The organism is Pseudoduganella sp. GW821-FHT05F09 (genome assembly GCF_059419605.1).
Genome location: NZ_JBWKSD010000002.1, coordinates 324,169 through 346,193 on the forward strand (window position 1 = coordinate 324,169; position 22,025 = coordinate 346,193).

Annotated in this window: 20 protein-coding genes; 6 read left to right on the forward strand and 14 right to left on the reverse strand. The window is 65.9% G+C overall.

All coding sequences use genetic code 11. The features are described 5' to 3' along the window. Nucleotides 1-2: 2 nt before the first annotated feature. From AC07S4_RS06650 to alaS, 5 genes are all read right to left on the reverse strand, one after another. Nucleotides 3-1,793, reverse strand: a complete 1,791-nt coding sequence (locus AC07S4_RS06650) for an acyl-CoA dehydrogenase (RefSeq protein WP_494985884.1) — start codon at nt 1,791-1,793, stop codon at nt 3-5. 74 nt (nt 1,794-1,867) lie between these two features. Continuing rightward, a complete protein-coding gene (locus tag AC07S4_RS06655; RefSeq protein ID WP_494985885.1) occupies nt 1,868-2,800 on the reverse strand; it encodes an electron transfer flavoprotein subunit alpha/FixB family protein in 933 nt (310 codons plus the stop codon). A 12-nt stretch (nt 2,801-2,812) separates the two neighbouring features. Further along, a complete protein-coding gene (locus AC07S4_RS06660) occupies nt 2,813-3,562 on the reverse strand; it encodes an electron transfer flavoprotein subunit beta/FixA family protein (protein WP_494985886.1) in 750 nt (249 codons plus the stop codon). A 205-nt stretch (nt 3,563-3,767) separates the two neighbouring features. Continuing rightward, on the reverse strand, nt 3,768-3,995 hold the full coding sequence (locus AC07S4_RS06665) for a sulfurtransferase TusA family protein (protein ID WP_056403241.1): 228 nt from the start codon (nt 3,993-3,995) through the stop codon (nt 3,768-3,770). A 200-nt stretch (nt 3,996-4,195) separates the two neighbouring features. Next, entirely contained in the window at nt 4,196-6,808 is a 2,613-nt protein-coding gene (gene alaS, locus AC07S4_RS06670) for an alanine--tRNA ligase (RefSeq protein WP_494985887.1), read from the reverse strand. 234 nt (nt 6,809-7,042) lie between these two features. On the opposite strand from alaS, the gene AC07S4_RS06675 reads away from it, so the two are divergent. Then, on the forward strand, nt 7,043-8,725 hold the full coding sequence (locus AC07S4_RS06675; protein WP_494985888.1) for a methyl-accepting chemotaxis protein: 1,683 nt from the start codon (nt 7,043-7,045) through the stop codon (nt 8,723-8,725). Nucleotides 8,726-8,735: 10 nt separating this feature from the next. Here AC07S4_RS06675 and AC07S4_RS06680 read toward each other — a convergent pair whose 3' ends face one another. From AC07S4_RS06680 to ugpQ, 3 genes are all read right to left on the reverse strand, one after another. After that, nucleotides 8,736-9,188 (reverse strand): hypothetical protein, encoded by a 453-nt coding sequence (locus AC07S4_RS06680; protein WP_494985889.1) that lies wholly within the window; start codon nt 9,186-9,188, stop codon nt 8,736-8,738. An 87-nt stretch (nt 9,189-9,275) separates the two neighbouring features. Next, nucleotides 9,276-9,917, reverse strand: a complete 642-nt coding sequence (locus tag AC07S4_RS06685; RefSeq protein WP_494985890.1) for a helix-turn-helix transcriptional regulator — start codon at nt 9,915-9,917, stop codon at nt 9,276-9,278. Between the two features lie 102 nt (nt 9,918-10,019). Next, nucleotides 10,020-10,766 (reverse strand): glycerophosphodiester phosphodiesterase, encoded by a 747-nt coding sequence (gene ugpQ / locus AC07S4_RS06690; protein WP_494985891.1) that lies wholly within the window; start codon nt 10,764-10,766, stop codon nt 10,020-10,022. 114 nt (nt 10,767-10,880) lie between these two features. On the opposite strand from ugpQ, the gene AC07S4_RS06695 reads away from it, so the two are divergent. After that, the gene (locus AC07S4_RS06695) at nt 10,881-12,110 is read left to right on the forward strand and encodes a CaiB/BaiF CoA transferase family protein (protein WP_494985892.1); all 1,230 of its coding nucleotides are present in this window, start codon (nt 10,881-10,883) and stop codon (nt 12,108-12,110) included. Between the two features lie 14 nt (nt 12,111-12,124). On the opposite strand, the gene AC07S4_RS06700 is transcribed toward AC07S4_RS06695, so the two are convergent. After that, entirely contained in the window at nt 12,125-12,451 is a 327-nt protein-coding gene (locus AC07S4_RS06700; protein WP_161072477.1) for a hypothetical protein, read from the reverse strand. Nucleotides 12,452-12,577: 126 nt separating this feature from the next. Next, nucleotides 12,578-13,825 (reverse strand): MFS transporter, encoded by a 1,248-nt coding sequence (locus AC07S4_RS06705; RefSeq protein WP_494985893.1) that lies wholly within the window; start codon nt 13,823-13,825, stop codon nt 12,578-12,580. Between the two features lie 68 nt (nt 13,826-13,893). Here AC07S4_RS06705 and AC07S4_RS06710 point away from each other — a divergent pair, with 68 nt between their 5' ends. Both AC07S4_RS06710 and AC07S4_RS06715 read left to right on the forward strand, forming a co-directional pair. Further along, nucleotides 13,894-14,790, forward strand: a complete 897-nt coding sequence (locus AC07S4_RS06710; RefSeq protein ID WP_494985894.1) for a LysR substrate-binding domain-containing protein — start codon at nt 13,894-13,896, stop codon at nt 14,788-14,790. 51 nt (nt 14,791-14,841) lie between these two features. Further along, entirely contained in the window at nt 14,842-15,582 is a 741-nt protein-coding gene (locus tag AC07S4_RS06715) for a hypothetical protein (RefSeq protein WP_494985895.1), read from the forward strand. Here the strand turns inward: AC07S4_RS06715 and AC07S4_RS06720 are convergent. From AC07S4_RS06720 to AC07S4_RS06735, 4 genes are read right to left on the reverse strand one after another with little or no spacing between them, the layout of a single operon-like run. Further along, on the reverse strand, nt 15,573-16,445 hold the full coding sequence (locus tag AC07S4_RS06720) for a hypothetical protein (RefSeq protein ID WP_494985896.1): 873 nt from the start codon (nt 16,443-16,445) through the stop codon (nt 15,573-15,575). The two genes, AC07S4_RS06715 and AC07S4_RS06720, sit on opposite strands and share 10 nt — an antisense overlap. Next, nucleotides 16,445-17,221, reverse strand: a complete 777-nt coding sequence (locus AC07S4_RS06725) for a hypothetical protein (protein WP_161075568.1) — start codon at nt 17,219-17,221, stop codon at nt 16,445-16,447. The genes AC07S4_RS06720 and AC07S4_RS06725 overlap by 1 nt, the downstream gene beginning before the upstream one ends. Beyond that, complete coding sequence (locus AC07S4_RS06730) at nt 17,221-17,733, reverse strand: hypothetical protein (protein ID WP_494985897.1); 513 nt, start codon at nt 17,731-17,733, stop codon at nt 17,221-17,223. The genes AC07S4_RS06725 and AC07S4_RS06730 overlap by 1 nt, the downstream gene beginning before the upstream one ends. Nucleotides 17,734-17,750: 17 nt before the next feature. Then, the gene (locus AC07S4_RS06735) at nt 17,751-18,044 is read right to left on the reverse strand and encodes a DnaJ domain-containing protein (RefSeq protein WP_494985898.1); all 294 of its coding nucleotides are present in this window, start codon (nt 18,042-18,044) and stop codon (nt 17,751-17,753) included. Nucleotides 18,045-18,177: 133 nt separating this feature from the next. Here AC07S4_RS06735 and AC07S4_RS06740 point away from each other — a divergent pair, with 133 nt between their 5' ends. Next, the gene (locus AC07S4_RS06740; protein ID WP_494985899.1) at nt 18,178-19,950 is read left to right on the forward strand and encodes a glutamine--tRNA ligase/YqeY domain fusion protein; all 1,773 of its coding nucleotides are present in this window, start codon (nt 18,178-18,180) and stop codon (nt 19,948-19,950) included. 183 nt (nt 19,951-20,133) lie between these two features. Then, nucleotides 20,134-21,918 carry a CHASE domain-containing protein gene (locus tag AC07S4_RS06745; protein ID WP_494985900.1) on the forward strand — a complete coding sequence of 595 codons (1,785 nt, stop codon included), beginning with the start codon at nt 20,134-20,136 and terminating at the stop codon, nt 21,916-21,918. Nucleotides 21,919-22,025: the final 107 nt, after the last annotated feature.

Consider the following 22,025-nt stretch of genomic DNA (forward strand, 5'->3'; position numbering starts at 1 on the left):
GCTTAGAACTGGTCTTCGCTCAGCGCCAGCACGCCGGCGCTGCCGTCGATGATGGCGGTGCGCATGCCGGACGATTGCGTCAGGAAGTGGTCGGCGAAGAAGCGCGCGGTGACGATCTTGGCGCGGTAGAAGCTGGCGTCGCTGTCGCCGGCGTCCAGCTTCTGCTGCGAGATCACGGCGGCGCGCGCCATCTGCCAGCCGCCCAGCACGATGCCGGCCAGCTTCAGATAGGTCACGCTGCCCGCGAACACGGCCTTGATGTCGGTCTTCATATTGCCGGCCACATACTCGACCACCGCTTCCAGGTCGGCCGCGCCTTGCGCCAGGTGCTTGCGGATGGCCGCGAAGTCAGCGCCGTCCAGCTTGGCCAGCTCGGCTTCCGTGGCGCGCACTTGCGCGATCAGGCCTTTGGCGACTTTGCCGCCGTCGCGCACGGTCTTGCGGCCGACCAGATCGTTGGCCTGGATGGCGGTCGTGCCTTCGTAGATGGTCAGGATCTTGGCGTCGCGGTAGTGCTGCGCCGCGCCGGTTTCCTCGATGAAGCCCATGCCGCCGTGCACCTGCACGCCGTCGCGCGCCACGTCCTGCGACAGCTCGGTGGACCAGCCTTTGATAATCGGCACCAGGTATTCATACACGGCCTGGTTCTCGGCGCGGGTGGCCGCGTCGGCGTGGTGGTGGGCCGCGTCGTACAGCGCGGCGCCGACGTAGGCCAGCGCACGCGCCGCTTCCGTCTGCGAGCGCATATTCATCAGCAGGCGGCGCACGTCCGGATGGTGGATGATGGACACCGGGCCGGCGGAACCGGCCAGGTCGCGCGACTGCACGCGGTCCTTGGCGAAGGCCACCGCCTGCTGGTAGGCGTTCTCGGACAGGCCGATGCCCTGCATGCCGACGCCGAAGCGGGCCGCGTTCATCATGATGAACATGTATTCCAGGCCGCGGTTCTCTTCGCCCACCAGCGTGCCGATGGCGCCGCCGTTGTCGCCGAACTGCAGCACGGCGGTGGGGCTGGCCTTGATGCCCAGCTTGTGTTCGATCGACACGCAGTGCGCGTCGTTGCGCGCGCCCAGCGAGCCGTCGGCGTTGACCATGAACTTGGGCACGATGAACAGCGAGATGCCCTTCACCCCTTCCGGCGCATTCGGCGTGCGCGCCAGCACCAGGTGGATGATGTTCTCGGCCATGTCGTGCTCGCCGTAGGTGATGAAGATCTTGGTGCCGAAAATCTTGTAGGTGCCGTCGTCCTGCGGCACGGCGCGGGTGCGCACGGCGGCCAGGTCGGAACCGGCTTGTGGTTCGGTCAGGTTCATGGTGCCGGTCCATTTTCCGGTCACCAGCGGCTCCAGATAGGTCGCCTTCATTTCGTCGCTGCCCGCGGTCAGCAGCGCTTCGATGGCGCCGTCCGACAGCAGCGCCACCAGCGCGAACGCCAGGTTGGCGCCGTGCAGCATCTCCACGCATGGCGTGCCGACCAGCTTGGGCAGGCCCTGGCCGCCGAAGTCGGCCGGATGCTGCAGGCCTTGCCAGCCCGCCTCGGCGAACTGCTTGAACGCTTCCTTGAAACCCTTGGAGGTGAAGACGTTGCCGTCCTTCCAGTAGCTCGGCTCCTTGTCGCCGGCGTGGTTCAGCGGCGCGATTTCGCCCGCGACGAATTTCGCGCTTTCTTCCAGCACGGCTTCCGCCGTTTCCGGGCTGGCGTCCTCGCAGCCGGGCAGCTGGCTCACGCCTTGCAGGTTGGCCAGTTCGTTCATCACGAACAGCATGTCTTTCAGGGGGGCTTGATAGCTCATCTTCTTCTCTCCAAGAAAAAGGCCACGCGGCGGCGCATTGCCTTGCCAGCGTGGCCTCGGTACTTCCGCTTTGATTAACCCAGTTCTTTGACCAGTTCAGGCACGATGTCGAACAGATCGCCCACGATGCCGTAGTCGGCCACGGAGAAGATCGGCGCTTCAGGATCCTTGTTGATGGCGACGATGGTCTTCGAGTCTTTCATGCCGGCCAGGTGCTGGATCGCGCCGGAGATGCCGACCGCGATGTACAGCGACGGCGCCACGATCTTGCCGGTCTGGCCCACTTGCCAGTCGTTCGGCACGAAGCCCGCGTCCACGGCGGCGCGCGAGGCGCCCATGGCCGCGCCCAGCTTGTCGGCCAGCGGTTCCAGGATCTTGAACGCTTCGCCCGAACCCATGCCACGGCCGCCGGACACGATGATCTTGGCGGCGGTCAGCTCGGGACGGTCGGACTTGGCCAGCTCGCGGCCGACGAAGGCCGACTTGCCCGAATCGCCAACAGCGGCGATGGTTTCGGTGGCGGCCGAACCGCCGGTGGCGGCAGCCGAGTCGAAACCGGTGGTGCGCACGGTGATGACTTTGACTTTGTCCGACGACTGCACGGTGGCGATCGCGTTGCCGGCGTAGATAGGACGCTCGAAGGTATCCGGCGAATCGACCTTGGTGATTTCCGAGATCTGGGCCACGTCCAGCTTGGCGGCCACGCGCGGCAGGATGTTCTTGCCGTAGGCGGTGGCTGGCGCCAGGATGTGCGAGTAGGCGGCGGCAACGGCCAGCACCTGCTCGGCCACGTTCTCGGCCAGGCCGTCGGCGAAGTGGGCGGCGTCGGCCAGCAGCACTTTGGACACGCCGGCGATCTGCGCGGCTTGCGCAGCGGCGGCGGCGGCGTTGGAGCCTGCCACCAGCACGTGCACGTCGCCGCCGCACTGGGCAGCCGCGGTGATGGTGTGGTGGGTGCTGCCCTTCAGGCTAGCGTTGTCGTGTTCAGCAATAACTAATGCGACCATGTTGAATATCCTTTAGATGACTTTGGCTTCGGTGCGCAGTTTTGCGACCAGGGTTGCAACGTCCGGCACTTTGATGCCGGCGGAGCGCTTGGCTGGCTCGGCAACTTTCAGGGTTTTCAGGCGCGGGGTCACGTCGACGCCCAGGTCTTCCGGCTTGACCACGTCCAGCGGCTTCTTCTTCGCCTTCATGATGTTAGGCAGCGTGACATAGCGCGGCTCGTTCAGGCGCAGGTCGGTGGTGATGATGGCCGGCAGCGTCAGCGCCAGCGTTTCCAGGCCGCCGTCCACTTCGCGGGTCACGGTGGCTTTGCCGTCTTCCAGCACCACTTTCGAGGCGAAGGTCGCTTGCGGCCAGCCCAGCAGGGCCGCCAGCATCTGGCCGGTCTGGTTGGAGTCGTCGTCGATGGCCTGCTTGCCCAGGATGACCAGCTGCGGCTGTTCCTTGTCGACCAGCGCTTTGAGCAGCTTGGCCACGGCCAGCGGTTCCAGTTCGGTCGCGGTCTCCACCAGGATGCCGCGGTCCGCGCCGATCGCCATGCCGGTGCGCAGGGTTTCCTGGCACTGGGTCACACCGCAGGACACCGCCACCACTTCGGTGACCTTGCCGGCTTCTTTCAGGCGGGTCGCTTCTTCCAGCGCGATCTCGTCGAACGGGTTCATCGACATTTTGACGTTGGCGATATCGACGCCAGTGCCGTCGGATTTGACGCGCACCTTGACGTTGTAGTCGACCACGCGTTTGACGGGTACCAAGACTTTCATAGCTCTGCCTTTGGGAAAATTAATAAAGTGTGAACTGATATGTGGGCTAGATTATATGAGAAATTCCATCATCAGGCTGAATTAAAGCACGATCGTGCGTTTTTTTGGTAGTAGAAATCGTCTAATTTCCAACCTTCGCATCAAATCGTGGAGTGCCTGCCGACCAGGGAGCCAGCCCGGCTCCCCGCTGTGAAGAACTGCTAGCTTACTTGCGTTGCATCAAAAAGACAAATTCCGTTCCGTACTGCGCGTGCGACAGCAGCGCATTGCCCGTTTGCTTGGCGAACGCCTGGAAGTCGCGCACGGAACCGGGGTCGGTCGCCATGATGCGCAGCACTTCGCCACTCTGCAGTTCAGCCAGGGCCTTTTTCGCCTTCAGAATCGGCAACGGGCAGTTCAGACCCCGTGCATCGAGTTCTTTTTGAAATTCCATGATTTCGGTATCAACTAGGGTGTCGCTCATCAAAATCCCGCAAATTGGTTGACCAGTTCTGCACAGTCTACTCCAATTCGGCGATTGTGACGCGGTGCACCAAAATAGTTCCTCTCTCGTTGCAAGTTCACAACGAGAGAAGTCATTAAATTAACAGTCCGCGCTTGCGCGCGGACCGCATGCTTGCTTGCTTTTCACTCTCAGGCGCGCTGTTCCACCCAGGCGGCAACGCCCGCCAAGGCGCCCGGCAGGGCTGCAGCATCGGTGCCGCCGGCCTGCGCCATATCGGGGCGTCCGCCACCTTTTCCGCCCACTTGCTGTGCAACAAAGTTCACAAGTTCGCCCGCCTTGACCTTGGAAGTTGCATCCGCAGTCACGCCGGCGATCAGGGAAACCTTGCCGTCGGCCACGCTGGCCAGCACGATGGCGGCGGTTTTCAGCTTGTCCTTCAGCTTGTCCATGGTCTCGCGCAGGGTGGCCACGTCGGCGCCTTCCAGCGTTGCCGCCAGCACCTTGATGCCCTTGATTTCCACGGCCTGGGTGGCCAGTTCGTCGCCCTGGCCGGAAGCCAGCTTCGATTTCAGCGCGGCCAGTTCCTTCTCCAGCGCCTTGACGTGGTCCTGCACGGCCGCGATCTTCACGGTCAGCTCGTCCGGATTGGCCTTCAGCACGGCAGCGGCTTCGCCCAGCTTGCGGGTCAGGCCCTGCACCAGCGCCAGCGCGCCCTCGCCCGTCACCGCTTCCACGCGGCGGATGCCGGCTGCTACGCCGCCTTCCGACACGATCTTGAACAGGCCGATGTCGCCGGTGCGGTTCACGTGCACGCCGCCGCACAGCTCTTTGGAGGAGCCGATGTCCATCACGCGCACTTCGTCGCCGTACTTCTCGCCGAACAGCGCCATGGCGCCGTGCTTGACCGCGTCGTCGAAGGACATATTGTGCGACTGGGTGGCCGCGTTGGCCAGGATCTCGGCGTTCACAATGGCTTCCACCTTGGCGATTTCCTCGGCCGTCAGCGATGCGTTGTGGCTGAAGTCGAAACGGGCTTTGTCCGGATCGACCAGCGAGCCCTTCTGCGACACGTGCGAACCCAGCACTTCGCGCAGGGCTTTGTGCATCAGGTGGGTGGCCGAGTGGTTGCGGATGGTGCGGCCGCGGCTGGCGGTGTCCACCTGCGCCGAAACGGCGTCGCCCACTTTCAGCGTGCCCTTGGACAGCACGCCGTGCTGGCCGAACACGTCCGCCTGGATCTTCAGCGTGTCTTCCACGTCGAACTGCGCGGAGGCGGTGGCGATCACGCCCTGGTCGCCCACCTGGCCGCCCGATTCAGCATAGAACGGCGTGGTGTCCAGCACCACGATGCCCTGCTCGCCCGCTTTCAGTTCCTGCACCGGCGCGCCGTTGGCGTACAGGGCGATCACTTTGGCGTCCGCGTGGTTCAGGCTGTCGTAGCCGACGAACTTGGTCTTCTCGCCGCTGTATTCCACGTTGGCGGCCATCTTGAACTTGCCGGCCGCGCGCGCGGTCTTCTTCTGCTGCTCCATGGCGGCGTGGAAGCCGGCCTCGTCCAGCGTCACTTCGCGTTCGCGGCAGATGTCGGCGGTCAGGTCCAGCGGGAAGCCGTAGGTGTCGTACAGCGTGAAGGCGGTGGCGCCGTCCAGGTTTTTCGCGTCCTTGGCCAGCTGCGCTTCCAGGATCTTCATGCCGTGTTCCAGCGTTTCGCCGAAACGCTCTTCCTCGGCTTTCAGCACCTGGGCCACGCGGGCGGCGGCTTCGTTCAGCTCGGGATAGGCGGTGCCCATCTCGGTGTTCAGGTCGGCCACCAGCTTGTAGAAGAAGGGCTTGGTCTGGCCCAGCTTGTGGCCGTGGCGTAGCGCGCGGCGGATGATGCGGCGCAGCACGTAGCCGTGGCCTTCCGAGCCGGGGATGATGCCGTCGACGATCAGGAAGGAGGCGGCGCGGATGTGGTCGGCGATCACGCGCAGCGATTTCGATTCCAGGTCGGTGGCGCCGGTTTCGCGCGCGGCGGCCTTGATCAGGTTCTGGAACAGGTCGATTTCATAGTTGCTGTGCACGTGCTGCAGCACGGCGGCCAGGCGCTCCATGCCCATGCCGGTGTCCACGCACGGCTTCGGCAGCTTGTTCATATTGCCCGCTTCGTCGCGGTTGAACTGCATGAACACCAGGTTCCAGATTTCAATGAAGCGGTCGCCGTCTTCGTCCGGCGAGCCCGGAGGGCCGCCCCAGATGTCGGCGCCGTGGTCGTAGAAGATCTCGGTGCACGGGCCGCATGGGCCGACGTCGGCCATCTGCCAGAAGTTGTCCGACGCGTAGCGCGCGCCCTTGTTGTCGCCGATGCGGATGATGCGCTCTTTCGGCACGCCGATCTCGTTGGCCCAGATGTCGTAGGCTTCGTCGTCCTCGATGTAGACGGTGACGGTCAGCTTGTCGGCCGGCAGCATGTAGACCTTGGTCAGCAGCTCCCAGGCGTAGTTGATGGCGTCGCGCTTGAAGTAGTCGCCGAAGCTGAAGTTGCCCAGCATTTCGAAGAAGGTGTGGTGGCGCGCGGTGTAGCCGACGTTTTCCAGGTCGTTGTGCTTGCCGCCGGCGCGCACGCAGCGCTGCACGGTGGTGGCGCGCGAATACGGGCGGCTGTCCAGACCCAGGAACACGTCCTTGAATTGAACCATGCCGGAGTTGGTCAGCAGCATGGTCGGGTCATTGCCTGGCACCAGCGGGCTGGAACGGACGATCGTGTGACCCTTGGACTCGAAGAATTTAAGGAACTTCTCGCGGATTTCAGATGATTTCATGTCGTATTGGTTAAGTTGCTGGCTGGTGCAAAGGGTTGATTATACGTGAAGTGGCGGCCGGAAAATCAGAGGACGGCGTCGGATCACCGGCTTGAGCGCAGCGCCGGGCGTTGCCGCCTTGCGACAAAGGCAAGAAAGCGCCGGAGCGCCGCGCCAATGGACAGCATAATCCTTATACTGAAACCGCATACGGGTCCGTCGCCCGTCCGTCCCATCACACTGTGAAAGGCTGTCATGCTCAACCATCTTTTGCTGCGGACCAAGTTGATATTGCTGCTGGTGCTGGCCATCCTGGGCGTGGCCCTGGTGGGGGCGGCGGGCCTGGCCGGGCTGCGCAGCGCCAGCGCCGGCTTCGCCGAGGTGGCCGATGTGCGCCTGCCCTCGCTGGTGGGCCTGTACCAGATGAAACTGGGCAACCGCGAAGTGCGCATCGGCGCGCTGACCGTGTTCCGCCTGCTGGAGGACCCCAAAACCGTGGGCAAGATCGCGGCCCAGGCCGACGTGATGCGGGCCGGCTTCGCCGAAGTGGCGGCCGGGCGCAAGATCTACGATCCCCTGCCCCAGACCGCCGAGGAGGCCGTGCTGTACAAGGACTTCCTGGCGGCGTGGGAGCTGCGCCAGAAAGGCGGCGAGCGCGTGATCGCGGCGGCCGAGCGGCTGGCGCGCGGCGGCGACTCGGCCGCCATGAAGCTGGCCACCGAAGACTACGGCCAGGCCGTCGCCGACGTGGCGCCCCATGTGGCGTCGGTGCAGGCGGCGCTGGACAAGATCGTGGCGCTCAACGTCAAGGTGGCGGAAACCGCCAACGCCGAGGCCGGCGCGGCCATTGCCGCCTCCCAGCGCAACATGGCCATCATCTTCGGCGTGGCGGCGCTGCTGGTGGCGGCGCTGGGCATCCTTATCCTGCGCAACACGCTGGGCCAGCTGGGCGGCGACCCGGCCTATGCGGCCGGCATCGTCAACCGGGTGGCGGACGGCGACCTGACGGTGCAGATCGAAACCAGCGCCGGCGACCACGGCAGCCTGCTGTACAGCATGAAAAACATGGTCGAGCGCCTGGCCGACGTGGTCGGCCGCGTCAACAGCAGCGCCGACGCGCTGGCCAGCGCCTCGGAACAGGTGAGCGGCACGGCGCAGTCGCTGTCGCAGGCGGCCACCGAGCAAGCCGCCAGCGTGGAGGAAACCAGCGCTTCGGTCGAGCAGATGACGGCCTCGGTGGCGCAGAACACGGAGAACGCCCGCGTGACCGACAGCATGGCCAGCCAGGCCGCCGCCGAGGCGGTGGAAGGCGGCGGCGCGGTGGGCGGCACGGTGGACGCCATGCGCCAGATCGCCCGCAAGATCGGCATCATCGACGATATCGCCTACCAGACCAATCTGCTGGCGCTGAACGCCGCCATCGAAGCGGCGCGCGCGGGCGAACACGGCAAGGGCTTCGCCGTGGTGGCGGCCGAAGTGCGCAAGCTGGCCGAGCGCTCGCAGGTGGCGGCGCAGGAAATCGGCGAAGTGGCGGGCAGCAGCGTGGAGCTGGCGGAACGGGCCGGCAAGCTGCTCAGCCAGATGGTGCCCAATATCCAGCGCACCTCCAGCCTGGTACAGGAGATCAGCGCCGCGTCGGAAGAACAGTCGACCGGGCTGTCGCAGATCAATTCGGCCATCAGCCAGCTCAGCCAGGCGACCCAGCAGAACGCCGCCGGCTCCGAGCAGCTGGCCGCCACCGCCGAGGAAATGAGCTCCCAGGCCGAAGACCTGCAGCGCACCATGGGCTTCTTCAACACCGGCGCCGGCAAGCCTGCGCGGCGCCCGGCGCGCGCCGTGCGCGCCACGGGGCGCCAGCCGGCTACGGGCCGGCACAGCGGCGCGCCGCTGCAGGCGGCCGACTGGGAACCGGACCCGGCCAGCTTCGAGCGCTACTGAGCCGGGCCGGCTAGCGCAGGGCCAGCGCCACGATCTGTTCCACCACCTCGCCGGTGGCGGCAAGGCGGCGCGGCACGGCCATCAGCACCTCGCCTCCCACGCCGCCATCGGGCAGCGAGGTGATGTGCACTTTGAGCTTCAGGTCGGTTGCCACGAAGGAGCTGTAGCCGGAGGCGACCAATGGATGGCGGCCCTGTTCGTCGATTTCCCCGTACAGCGTGTAGCCGCTGCGCGTCAGGTACAGGGTATGGCCGTTGGACAGTTCATAGTTCCCGCGCAGCTCTTCAAACCGCTGCCGCTCCATCCAGTAAGGCTTCGCCGGCAGCTCGATTTTCAGCTGCGATGCCGGCGCAGGCACCGTTACGCGCTCGCTGTCCGGCAGCGTCTGCGCGGTGCCGCCCAAGGCCGCCGCCGCCAGCGCCAGCCCGATAATGCCGTCCGTCTTCCAGTTCATTCTGTTCATGGTGCTACCCTCCCCCGTTGCTGGACCAAACCGCCACCTCAGTCTAGAGCGCGGGAGGGCTGCGGACATCAGCCAAACAAGTGATGCCTAGGCAGGGCGCACCAGCGCCGCCGGCGAGCCGTGCAGCACCGCCACCAGCTCGCCCTGGCGCCGCGTGCCGGTCTTGCGGAACAGGCGCTGCAAATGGCTTTTGACCGTGTGCGTGCTGATACCGAGCGCCACGGCGATATCGTCCAGTGCCGCGCCCTGCGCCAGCGCCTGCGCCACGCCCGCCTCGGCGGCGGTCAGGCCGAACAGCTGGCACAGCACCTCGCGCGACAGCCGGTGCGCGGCCGGGTCGCTGGCGATCACCATGGCGCAGGCGGGCAGCCAGGGCAAGCCGGCCAGCGGCCGGAACGGCGCCACCGTCAGCAGCAGCGGCGGCCCCAGGCGGCGCGCCACGCGCAGCGAGGCCAGCGCGGGGGCCTCCGGGCCGGAAGCTAGCGCGGCCTGCACCACGCGTGCCAGCGACTGCGCGCCGCCCGCGCCGTCCTGCAGCAGCGTGACGCCGTCCAGGCGCAACGCGCTGTCGCGCGCCAGCAGCGCAAGGGCGGCCGCGTTGGCGTGCAGCAGACGCACGCGCACGTCGACCAGGAAGATGGCGGTGTCGATGCAGTCGAGCGCGGCAGCGCTGCACTGCTCCGCCATACCGGCCGGGACCGCTCGCCGCCGCTCCTCCACTATGCCCATGCCAGCCTCCTAAGCTGCAACCAGCTTAGCCGCCACCGATCAATAGATACTCACGAAATGTAACGGACGGTATTGCATTTTTAAATGGCCGCCGCCCCGGGCCTAGCCTGGGCCGATCAGATCGATGCGGTCGGTGCAAAAACCGTCCACGCCCCAGGCCAGGATTTCCTGCGCGCGCTCGGGCGTATTGACGGTGTAGCAGAACAGGCCGTAGCCGGCCGCCTTGACGGCCTGCGCCAGTTCCGGCGTCAGATGCTTCTGGTTGGTGTGGATGGCCACCGCCTCCAGCGCGGCCGCCTGCGCTTGCCAGCCGGCCGGAATGGTGTCGAACAGGCAGGCGCGCGGCACTTCCGGCGCGGCCTCGCGCGCGGCCGCCAGCGCCTCCATGCTGAAGGAGGACAGCAGCGGCACCGCCTTGATATCCCCGGCGCGCAGCTCCTCGCTGAAGCGGGCGCGGGTCTTCTGCGCCACCCAGCGCCCGGTGTCCGTTTCATGGCCCGGCACCGGCTTGATCTCGATATTCATCCAGATGCCCTGCGAGCGGCAATAATCGATGAATTCCGTGAACAGCGGCACCATCTCGCCGGCGAACTGCGGCCCGAACCAGGCGCCGGCGTCCTTGCGCACCAGGTCGGAGGCCGGCGTGCGCGCCACATTGCCCTCGCCCGCCACGGTGCGGCCGAAATCCGGGTCGTGCATGATGACGCCGATGCCGTCCCTGGACAGCATCACGTCGAATTCGACCGCCTTGTAGCCGTAGGCCAGGCCGCAGCGCAGCGCGGCTATCGTGTTTTCCGGCGCCAGCGTGCCGCCGCCCCGGTGCGCGAGTACTTTAGGATAGGGCCACATGGCGTCCTTTGTCTGAGCTCGGTTGATGTTGAAAACGCATGTCGCTTCTCTAGTATTCAAAACATACCACAAGACGTTAAGCTGGCGCTCTTGCCAAATCAAGGAGGTGGAGTAATGACTGTTGCCAAGGCCCTGGGCCACATCCGCGTACTGGACCTGAGCCGCGTGCTGGCCGGCCCGTGGTGCTCGCAGAACCTGGCCGACCTCGGCGCGGACGTGATCAAGATCGAGCGCCCCGGCAGCGGCGACGACACGCGCGCCTGGGGTCCGCCCTACGCGCGCGACGCGGACGGGCGCGACACCAGCGAAGCGGCCTACTACCTGGCCGCCAACCGGGGCAAGCGCTCGGTGACGGTGGACATCGCCAGCGCCGAAGGCCAGCAGCTGATACGCGAACTGGCGGCGCAGTCGGACGTGGTGCTGGAGAACTACAAGGTCGGCCAGCTCAAGCGCTACGGCCTGGACTACGAGTCGCTGAAGGCGGTCAAGCCGGACCTGGTGTACTGCTCCATCACCGGCTTCGGCCAGGACGGCCCGTATGCGCACCGCGCCGGCTACGACTTCCTGATCCAGGGCATGGGCGGGCTGATGTCGGTCACCGGCGAGCGCGACGACCTGCCCGGCGGCGGCCCGCAGAAGGCCGGCGTGGCGCTGGTGGACCTGATGACCGGCATGTATTCCACCATCGCCATCCAGGCCGCGCTGATGCACCGCGACCGCAGCGGCGAAGGCCAGTACATCGACATGGCGCTGCTGGACGTGCAGGTGGCCATGCTGGCGAATATGGGCAGCAACTACCTGAACAGCGGCAAGGCGCCCAAGCGCTGGGGCAATGCGCATCCGAACATCGTGCCCTACCAGACCTTCGCCTGCAGCGACGGCTACATCATCGTCGCCGCCGGCAACGACGGGCAGTACCAGAAGTTCGTGGAAGCGGGCGGCCGCGCGGACCTGGCCACGCACGAGCGCTACGCCAGCAACCCGCTGCGGGTACAGAACCGCGACGAGCTGGTGCCCATCCTGGCCGAAATGGTGAAGGCCAAATCGCGCAGCGAATGGATAGCGCAGCTGGAAGCAGTGGGCGTGCCCTGCGGGCCGATCAACGACATCGGCGACGTCTACCAGAACCCGCAGGTGCAGGCGCGCGGCCTGGTGACGGAAGCGCCGCATCCGGCGGCGGGCAAAGTCAAGCTGGTGCGCAGCCCGATGCGTCTGTCCGCCACCCCGGCGGACGGCGGCAGCGCCCCGCCCATGCTGGGCCAGCACACCGAGGAAGTGCTGCGCGAGCTGCTGGGGCGCAGCGCCGAGGACATCGGCGCGCTCAAGGGCAAAGGCGTGCTGTAGCAGGCCGCGCCGCATCACCGCAAATCGTGCTTCAACTCCGCCAGCTCGTCATGCACATGCTGGACCGCGCTGCGCATCTGCGCGGTCAGCGCCGGCATATTGCGGCATACGCGCTGCGCCCGTTCCCCCAGCACATCCAGCTCATCCACCATCTTGCGCAAGCGCGTCACATCATAAGGCGCCACCACCTGCTGGGCCGCATCCGCCTGCCGGTCCAGCTTGTGGATGCAGTCGCGCAGCTCGCCCGGCAGATTGCGCTCGGCGGAACAGGCTTGCGCCGCCTCCCCGATGGCGCGCCCGACCCGGTTGAATCGTTGCCGTATTTCATACTCTTGCAGCATGATCTCCTCCTTGCGGTGAGCAGGCACGGCGTGCCTGTCCGCTTTGGACAGCGATCTCAGCCCAAAGTTGCCGCAGCCAGTTTGAGCGGCCTCAAGCCCCGGACACGGAAAGAGGTGTAAGCACGTTCAGGCCGCCGCCAGCTGCGCCGGTTCAGGCGCTGCGGCCGGCGCCAGATTGCGCAGGCGCAGGGCGATCAGCAAGGCGCCCGCCAGTCCGCAGCCGAGCACGGCCACCACACCGGTCCAGCCCGCAACGCCCCAGGCCACGCCGGCCAGCCAGCCGATCACGGCCGAGCCGATATAGTAGAAGAACAGGTACAGCGCCGACGCCAGCGCCGAGGCCGACTGCGCGCGCCGCCCCACCCAGCTGCTGGTGACCGAATGCGAAGCGAAGAAGCAGAAGGTGAACAGCGCCAGCCCGCCGAAGATGAGCACCAGATTGCCGCTCAGCGTAAGCAGCATGCCGCCCAGCATGGCCATTAGCAGCCACCATAGCACGCGGCGGCGGCCCAGCTTGTCGGCCAGGCGGCCGGCCCACACCGAGCTGAACATGCCCAGCAGGTAAAGGAAGGAGATCGCGCCCACCAGGCTCTGGCTCAGGTCGAACGGCGCGCCCAGCAGGCGGAAACCGATGAAGTTGTAGGCGCTGACCATGCAGCCCATCAGCAGGAAACCCATGCCGAACAGCCAGGGCATGCCGTCGTCGGTGAACTGGCGGCGCAGGCCGTTACCCAGCTCGCGCAAGCCGCCCTGCGCGGGACGGAAATTGCGCGACGGCGGCAGGCTGCGGTAGAACTCGGCCGCCGCCAGCAGGCCGGCCACGCCCATGGCCGCCATGGCCACGCGCCAGGAGAAATAGTCGCTCATGACGGACACCAGGATGCGCCCGGCCATGCCGCCAAAGGCGTTGCCGCCGATGAGCAAGCCCATCGACAAGCCCAGCGAGCCCGGCTCCACTTCCTCGCTCAGATAGCTCATGGCCACGGCCGGCATGCCGCCCAGCGCAAAGCCCAGCAGCGCGCGCATGACGAGGAACTGGCCGTAATTTTGCGCCACCGCGCACAGCACCGTCATCACGGCGGCGATGGTGAGGGCCGCGCCCATCAGCGGCTTGCGGCCGACGCGGTCGGACAGCAGGCTGGACAACAGCAGCGACACCGCCAGCGCCGCCGTCGAGACCGACAGCGCCAGGCTGCTCTGCGCCGCCGTCAGCGCGAATTCGCGGCCCAGCAGCGGCATCAGCGGCTGCACGCTGTACAGCAAGGCGAAACAGGAAAAACCGCTGAAGAACAGCGCGCGGTTGGTGCGTTTGAATTGCGGCGACCCTGCGGTGATGCCCATGATGACGGCCCGGCTGATGAATGATGGCTTCATCTTAGGATTGCGCTGTATTACTGTCCAATATATATTTAAGGCGTTAGTAATACTTTAAAGCGATAACAATGGAACTGCGCCACCTGCGTTACTTCATCGCCGTAGCTGAAGAGCTCAGCTTTACGCGCGCCGCCGAACGGCTGCACATCGGCCAGCCGCCGCTGAGCCAGCAGATCCAGGCGCTGGAGGCGGAAGTGGGCGCGCAGCTGCTCGAGCGCAGCAAGCGCTGGGTGCGGCTGACCCAGGCCGGCAAACTGTTCCTGGAGGACGCGCGCCGCGTGCTGGCGCTGTCCGAGCAGGCCAAGCTGACGGCGCGGCGGGCGCAGCGCGGCGAGGCGGGCGAATTGCGCATCGGTTTCACTTTTTCCACGCCCTTCACGCCGCTGTTCGCCACCGTCATCAACCGCTACCGTGCCCGCTACCCGGACGTGCTGCTGACCTTGCGCGAGCTGGCCACGCTGCCGCAGATCGCCATGCTGGAAAACCGCGAACTGGACCTGGGCTTCGTGCGCCCGCCCGAGACCGCCATTCCGGACGCGGTGCGGCTGACCGTGCTGCGCCATGACCCGCTGATCGCCGTGCTGCCGGTGGGCTCGCCGCTGGCGCAAAAGGAGAAAGTGGAGATACGCGACCTGCAGGGCCAGCCCTTCATCATGTATCCGAAGACGGCCGGTACCGGCATTTATCCGCAGATTTTCAGGCTGTGCAAGGAGGCCGGCTTTGCGCCGGACGTGGTGATGGAGGCGGGCGAGGCGTCCACCATGATCGGGCTGGTGGCGGCCGGCTGCGGCATCACCGTGCTGCCGGGCTCCTTCGACAGTATCCACATGGAAGGCGCTTGCTACCGGCCGCTGGCCGATCCCAGCGCCAACACCGTGCTCTCGCTGGCGCAGCGCAAGGACGCGCACGGCGCGCTGGTGGAAGGCTTTATCGCACTGGCACGCGAAGCGGCCAGCGGTTTGTAAGCGTTTGTTAATATGGAAACATTTGACACGCATCTCAGCTACATTGCCTGAATGACACATCAACGGCGCACACCCACCGCTTTCCTGCTCACCGCTGCGCTGCATCTGGCGCTGTTGCTGGCTTTGCTGTCGCCGCAGCACCGGCCAGCCCCGCCGCAGCGGGACGGCGCCGCCATCCAGTGGCTGCTGCCTGCTCCGGCACTCACAGCGCGGCAGCAGCCCCGGCAGGCCAGCGCCGCGCCTGCGGTGCGCGCGCAGCGCCCGGCTCTCCCGCAGCAGACCGCAGCGCGCGAAACAAAACCGGACCCGGACCAGCCCGCCGCACCGGCGCCCGAGGCGGCTGCCGCGCCAGCCGCCACGACAGCCACGGCGCAGGCCGCACGGCAGGCGGACGACTTATTCGCGGCCAACGCGCCGCCCGCCGCTGCCGGCGTGGCGCAGTTGATGCTCAAATCAGGATATGGGGCGGGCGCGGTGGACCGCGACCTGCGCGGCGGCAAGGCGGCCCCGCTGGCTGCCGGCGGCGGCGCGCTGCAGGCGAAAATCGAGGAAGCCTTCAGCAAGGCGGTGGCGCGCAAATGGCACGATCCGGCCACGATACAGGAAATCTCCACGCCGTCCGACCGCGTGCGGGTCTACAAAATGACGACGGGCAGCGGCACGGTCTGCATCTCGATACCGGACCCCAGCATGGAGAAGACCTACAAATACACCATCACCAACTGCCCGCGCGAGGACCGGCGGGGCACGGTCAGCCCCGCCGTCGCCAAGCCGCAGCGTACTCAGCCGTAGTCGGCTTCCAGCTCGGAACCGGCGTAGTTTTCCAGTTCGGCGAACAGGGTCTTCATGGCCGTGCGGCCGGGGATGTGCTGCAGCACCGTGCAGCTGGCGCGGTACACCGAGATGCGGTCCAGCAGCACCGGGTGGTGCTGCACCGGCACCTTGGCCACCAGCGCAGCCCAGCCCGCCTCGAAGTCCGGCTTGGCTTTGCGCACCGCCTTCACGAAGCGCTCGAACTCCTTCTGGCCGGTGCGCGCGACGATGCGGCCGCCGCCCTCCACCGCGAAGATGATGGCCAGCGCGATCACACCCTCGGCGTTCAAGTCGGTGTCCGTCACCGGGCCGGCGTCGTGGTGGCGGCGCAGCCAGCCCGCCAGGCGCACGATGGCCTGCACTTCCTTGCGCTGCTTGAGCAGCACATGGTAGCGCTCATGGCCGTTCCAGTTCTGGTTCGGATCGGCCAGGCACAGGTCCACGAACAGGTCGCGCAGGCGGCGCTGCGTGTAGACCGGGTCCTGGTCGTATTCGCCCACCAGCGAGTCCTCCGGCATGGCGGCCAGTTCCTTGACGTGGCGGAAGCCGGCCTGGAAGGCCGCCTCGGCGCCGTTGTCGACCAAGAAATCCAGCGCCGCTTCGTCGCTGTCCACGCCCAGCACCAGTTCCAGCCCCAGCGACACCCCGCCCACCGCCAGCTGCAGCGCGCGGGCGATGCCGTCGGCGGTGCGGTCGTTGGTGAACTTTTCAGCCACCATGGCGGTGATGCCGGTCAGCTCGTCGGCCAGGATCACGGCCGCGTCCGGGCGGTCGTCGCCCGGCAGCAGCTGGATGGCGCGCACCAGGCGCGGCAGGCTTTCCTTGACTAATGCCGGCAGCATCAGGAGAAGATCCCCGTGCCCATGGAGCGGCGGGTGCTGGCCGCTTTCGGCGCGCTGCGGGTGCTCGGCACTTGCTTGCGCAGGCGGTACAGCAGTTCCTTGGTGCTGCGCTGCAGGAACTTCGGTTCCTCGTCCGGGTCGTCGCTGAACTCGGCGTCGGCCAGGTCGGCGCTGTGGCGGAAGTCCGGGAACAGCTCGAACAGCGCGCGGTCCCAGCCGTCTTCGCTGGCTTGCGCCAGCGCCACGGCCAGCGGCACGATGTCGTTGTCGGCCGAGGTCAGGCCGCTCACGTAGGGGCCTTTCGAGATGATCTCGCCGGCCACTTCCAGGATCTCCTTGGGCGCCATCGAGAACAGCACGGCGAAGGCGGTGCAGCCGTGGTCGGTGGCCGACGCGGCTTGCAGCAGTTCCTGGCGGCGCGCCTCGTCCTCGGTGGAGAACACCACGCCGTGGATGTGGGCGAACAGCTGCTCGGCCAGGCGTTCCGGGTCGTCCTCGATCAGGTCGTCCGGGAAGGTGGCGGCGAAGAAGGCCAGGCTGTCGGCCCAGGCCTTGGGCGGCACCAGCAGCGTCGCCAGCGACATCTTGCCGCCGTCAAAGCCGGCCAGGTGCAGCGCGGTCACTTGCGGCGGGATGCTGCTCAGCACTTCGGCCACCGCGTAGTCGCCGAACTGGTCGGCCGCTTCGGCGAAGGCCTGCTCGGCATGGCCCAGCGAGCCGGCCAGCACCAGCTCGGTTACTTGCTTGCTCAGGGCGGGAAGATTTGCATCGGACATTAGCGGTCTCCTTCCTGGTCGAACATCTGCGCGAAATCGTCGGTCGCTTCGCCGGCTTCATCGTAGCCGTCTTCGTCGTCGCCGTCATCGTTGGCGGCCAGCTGGTCGAGCGAGGTGTCTTCCTCGTCCCACAGGCGCGGGTGCTTGTGCAGGCAGGCCGTGATAATGGCCTGGCGGCCGATTTCCGGGAAATTCTGCTCGATCGCGGCCAGCATCTTCGCCGGTTCGCCTTCCGGGCACTCGGCCAGCGCGAACACGCGCGCCGGGTCGCCGTCGTCGTATTCCTGGGCTTCGGCCAGCACCGCCTTGGGGTTGGCGAACTTGATCACATCCACCAGCGCGAAAGCCATCATGTTCACGTCTTCGATGCCGCCGCCGCTGGCGTATTCCGACATCAGCGCGTCAACCATCATTTTGTAGTTCTTGCGGTCCGGCGGGTCGCCCAGGATGCCTTCGATCTGGCCTTCCAGTTCGCGCGACTGGTAGGCGAATTCGTGGTGTACTTTTCTCATTGTTTACTCTTTTCCAATTACTCTGCGGGCAGGGTCACGCCGTGCAGGCCGAACACGGAACGCCACAGCTGGTAGGCTTCGGCTTCCGGGTCGATGATGATGCGGTGGTTGACGCTCTGGTTGTATTCTTCGCGTTTGACCGGGTCCGACAGGATCTCGTAGGCCTTGGTGATGGCCTTGAAGCGCACTTCCGCACCGGGGGCGGAGTTGCGGTCCGGGTGGTAGCGCATGGCCAGCGACCGGTAAACCTTCTTGATTTCCTCGTCAGAGGCATTAGGCGCCACACCCAGCACGTTGTATAAATTTTCCATTTGGGAAACTCCGTAAGGGTTGTATGCCAAGCTGTAAAGACGAATTATCCTATAGAAAAGCGTTCGCCGTCCCGCTGCGCCGCTGGTGTACGGTAAAATGCCTGGGATCTGTCCCCTTTTCCCTGCCGCTTACATGAGCAACGACAAAAAAAATACCGCCCCTGCCGCACCGGCGCTGCCGTCCAATTTTCTGCGCGCCATCATCGAGTCCGACCTCGCCTCCGGCGCGCACGCGCGTGAAGGCCTGCCCAGCGTGATCACCCGCTTCCCGCCGGAGCCGAACGGCTACCTGCACGTGGGCCACGCCAAGTCGATCTGCCTGAACTTCGGCCTGGCGCGCGACTACAATGGCCGCTGCCACCTGCGTTTCGACGACACCAATCCTGAGAAAGAAGAACAGGAATACGTCGACACCATCAAGGACAGCGTGCAGTGGCTCGGGTTCAGCTGGGACTGGCAAGGCCCGTCCGGCGTGGAGCACCATCTGCACCACGCGTCCGACTACTTCGACCAGCTCTACACCATGGCCGAATACCTGATCGAGCAGGGCTACGCCTACGTGGACAGCCAGAGCGCCGACGACATGGCGGCCAACCGCGGCAACTTCAGCACGCCGGGCAAGAACTCGCCCTTCCGCGACCGTCCGCGCGCCGAGTCGCTGCAGATGTTCCGCGACATGAAGGCCGGCAAATACGCGAACGGCGAGCACATCCTGCGCGCCAAGATCAGCGAAGACGCGATGTCCTCGCCGAACATGAATATGCGCGATCCGGCCATCTACCGCATCCGCCATGAACACCACGTGCGCACCGGCGACGCCTGGTGCATCTACCCGATGTACGACTACACGCACCCGATTTCGGACGCGCTGGAAAACATCACGCACTCGGTCTGCACGCTGGAGTTCCAGGACCACCGTCCCTTCTACGACTGGCTGCTGGCCACGCTGTCGGCCGGCGGCTTCTTCAAGATGCCGGTGCCGAAACAGTACGAATTCTCGCGCCTGAACCTGACCTATGTGATCACCTCCAAGCGCAAGCTGCGCCAGCTGGTGGACGAAAAAGTGGTGACCGGCTGGGACGATCCGCGCATGCCCACCATCGTCGGCCTGCGCCGCCGCGGCTACACGCCGGAAGCCATCCAGCTGTTCTGCGAGCGCATCGGCGTGACCAAGTCGGACGGCTGGATCGACATGAGCACGCTGGAAGGCTGCCTGCGCGAAGACCTGGACCCGAAAGCGCCGCGCGCCACCGCCGTGCTGCGCCCGCTCAAGCTCATCGTTGAAAACTATCCTGAAGGCCAGAGCGAAGAGTGCACCTCGCCGGTCCACCCGCACCATCCGGAAATGGGCTTGCGCACCTTCCCGTTCACGCGCGAGCTGTGGATCGAAGAGGAAGACTTTATGGAAGCGCCGAGCAAGGGCTACTTCCGCTACTACCCGCCGGTCGGCGACCAGCCCGGCTCGCGCGTGCGCCTGCGCCACGGCTTCGTGACCGAGTGCACCGGCTACGACAAGGACGAGAACGGCAAAGTAACCGCCGTGCGCGTGAAATACTTTGAAGACAGCAAATCCGGCACCCCGGGTTCGGACACCTACAAGGTCAAGGGCAATATCCATTGGGTTTCCGCCGCCACCGCGCTGGAGGCCGAAGTGCGCCTGTACGACCGCCTGTTCACCGACCCGCAGCCGGACGCCGGCGGCAAGGACTTCCTGGCCGCGCTGAACCCGAACGCGCTGGAAACCGTCACCGCCTACCTGGAACCGGGCATGCGCGACGCCGCCGCCGACCAGCGCTTCCAGTTCGAACGCCACGGCTACTTTGTCGCGGACAGAGTCGACAGCCTGCCCGGCAAACCGGTGTTCAACCGCATTGTGACGCTGAAAGACAGCTGGTCTGCAAAATAGATACCAACTGCATACCTGTTTAGATTAAACCGCCTTCGGGCGGTTTTTTTTTGTGCGTTGCGCAACAGCGCGGCCCAATTGCAAGAAAAGATACTTGACGGAATCAATTAGCAATCTATATATTAAATTAACTTTTTACAAAGCAACATCGGGAACATGCGCGCCTTCATCGCAAGAAAAAAATTGTTCTCCCCCAGCCAGCCATTGTGGTGGACAGGGCTGCTGCTGTCCCTGGGCGTGGGCGCGGTGCTGCACGGCTTCACGTCCAACTCGCTGCAAGCCGAAGCGAGCGAGCGCTTCCGCACGCAGGCGCGCAGCAGCCAATTTAACATTGCCACCGCCATCAAAGCCTATACCGACGTGCTGCGCGGCACGGCCAGCTACTTCCAGGCGGTCGACAGCATTACACGCGACAATTTCCACCGCTACGTGCAGGGCCTGGACCTGGGCCACAACTTCCCCGCCATCGTCAGCATCAATTTCGCCCAGCATGTGCCGGCCAGCCAGCGCGCCGCGTTCGAGCAGTATGTGCGCCGCACCTCGCGTCCCGGCCTGGACGGCTACCCGGAGCTGGCGCTCAAGCCCACCACCAGCCAGGCCGACGCGGCCATCCTGTCGCTGATCGAGCCCATCGCCGGCCTGGAGGCCAAGTTCGGCGTCGATATCGCGGCGCGGCCCGCCGTGGCCGAGTCGCTGGCGCAGTCGCGCGATACCGGCATGCTGAGCGCGTCGGGCCTGCCCATCGGTTTCGACAGCCTGCCCAACCGCCAGGCGCTGGCCATGCGGCTGCCGGTGTACCGCCCCGACCTGCCGATCAACACGGTCGCGGAGCGGCGCGCCGCCTACCTCGGTTCGGTGGGCATAGGCTTCAGCGTGCACCGGCTGGTGTCCGAGGCGCTGGCGGAGATCCCGGTGCGCAACGCGCGCCTGACGCTGCGCGACGTCAGCGAAGGCAGTCCCACCGCCGCCACGCTGCTGTACGACAGCGCCGACGCAGGCGCCGCCGGCAGCGGCAGCGAACGCATGATCACCTGCGTACTGCCGATCGACTTCAACGGCCGCCAATGGGAGGCCACCTTCACTGCGCCCATGAGTTCGCTGTACTCGCGGGTGGACGCCCTGCTGCCGTGGCTGGCGCTGCTGACCGGTTTCGCCGGCACCATGCTGATGTACGCGCTGTTCCACACGCTGTCCTCGTCGCGCCTGCGCGCCATCCGCATGGCCAAGGACATGACGCGCGAGCTGCGCGAAAGCCAGGCCAAGCTGCAGCTGTCGCACCACAAGCTGCGCCGCCTGGCCGCGCACGCCGAGCAGATCAAGGAGGAGGAGCGCAAGCGCATCGCGCGCGAGATCCATGACGACCTGGGCCAGAACCTGCTGGCGCTGCGCATCGAGGCGGACGTGCTGACCACCCGCACCAGCCACCGCCATTCGCGCCTGCACGAGCGCGCGCGCTGCACGCTGGCGCAGATCGACCACACCATCAAGAGCGTGCGCCAGATCATCAACGACCTGCGGCCCAATGTGCTGGACCTGGGCCTGAGCGCCGCCGTCGAGTGGCAGATCGACCAGTTCCGACAGCGCAGCGGCATCGTGTGCGAGCTGATCGAACACGGTGCCGACATAGACCACGGCATCGACGACAAATGCGCGATCGCCTATTTCCGCATCTTGCAAGAGTCCCTCAGCAACATCCTGCAGCACGCCAACGCCAGCATGGTCAGGGTGGAGCTGCGGCGCCAGGACGGCGTGCTCAGCATGAGCATCAGCGACAACGGCGTAGGGCTGCACGACCGCAGCCGCAACAAGTTCGGCTCCTTCGGCCTGGTCGGCATCGAAGAGCGCGTCAGCATCCTCGGCGGCAGTTGCAGCATAGGCGGCAGTCCCAACGCCGGCACCACCATCCTCATTACCGTCCCCGTCCCCCACATCACGTCCCCTTACCCGCACCGCCTCGGCGCCGTCTGAGCTGCGTCTAGGACAATTCTGTTGCGATTAGGAATTTACTGACGATAGCTTGCGATTTATCAAGAATGGGCCGGGGCAACTGGTCAAAAATCGTTCCTGCAGCACCC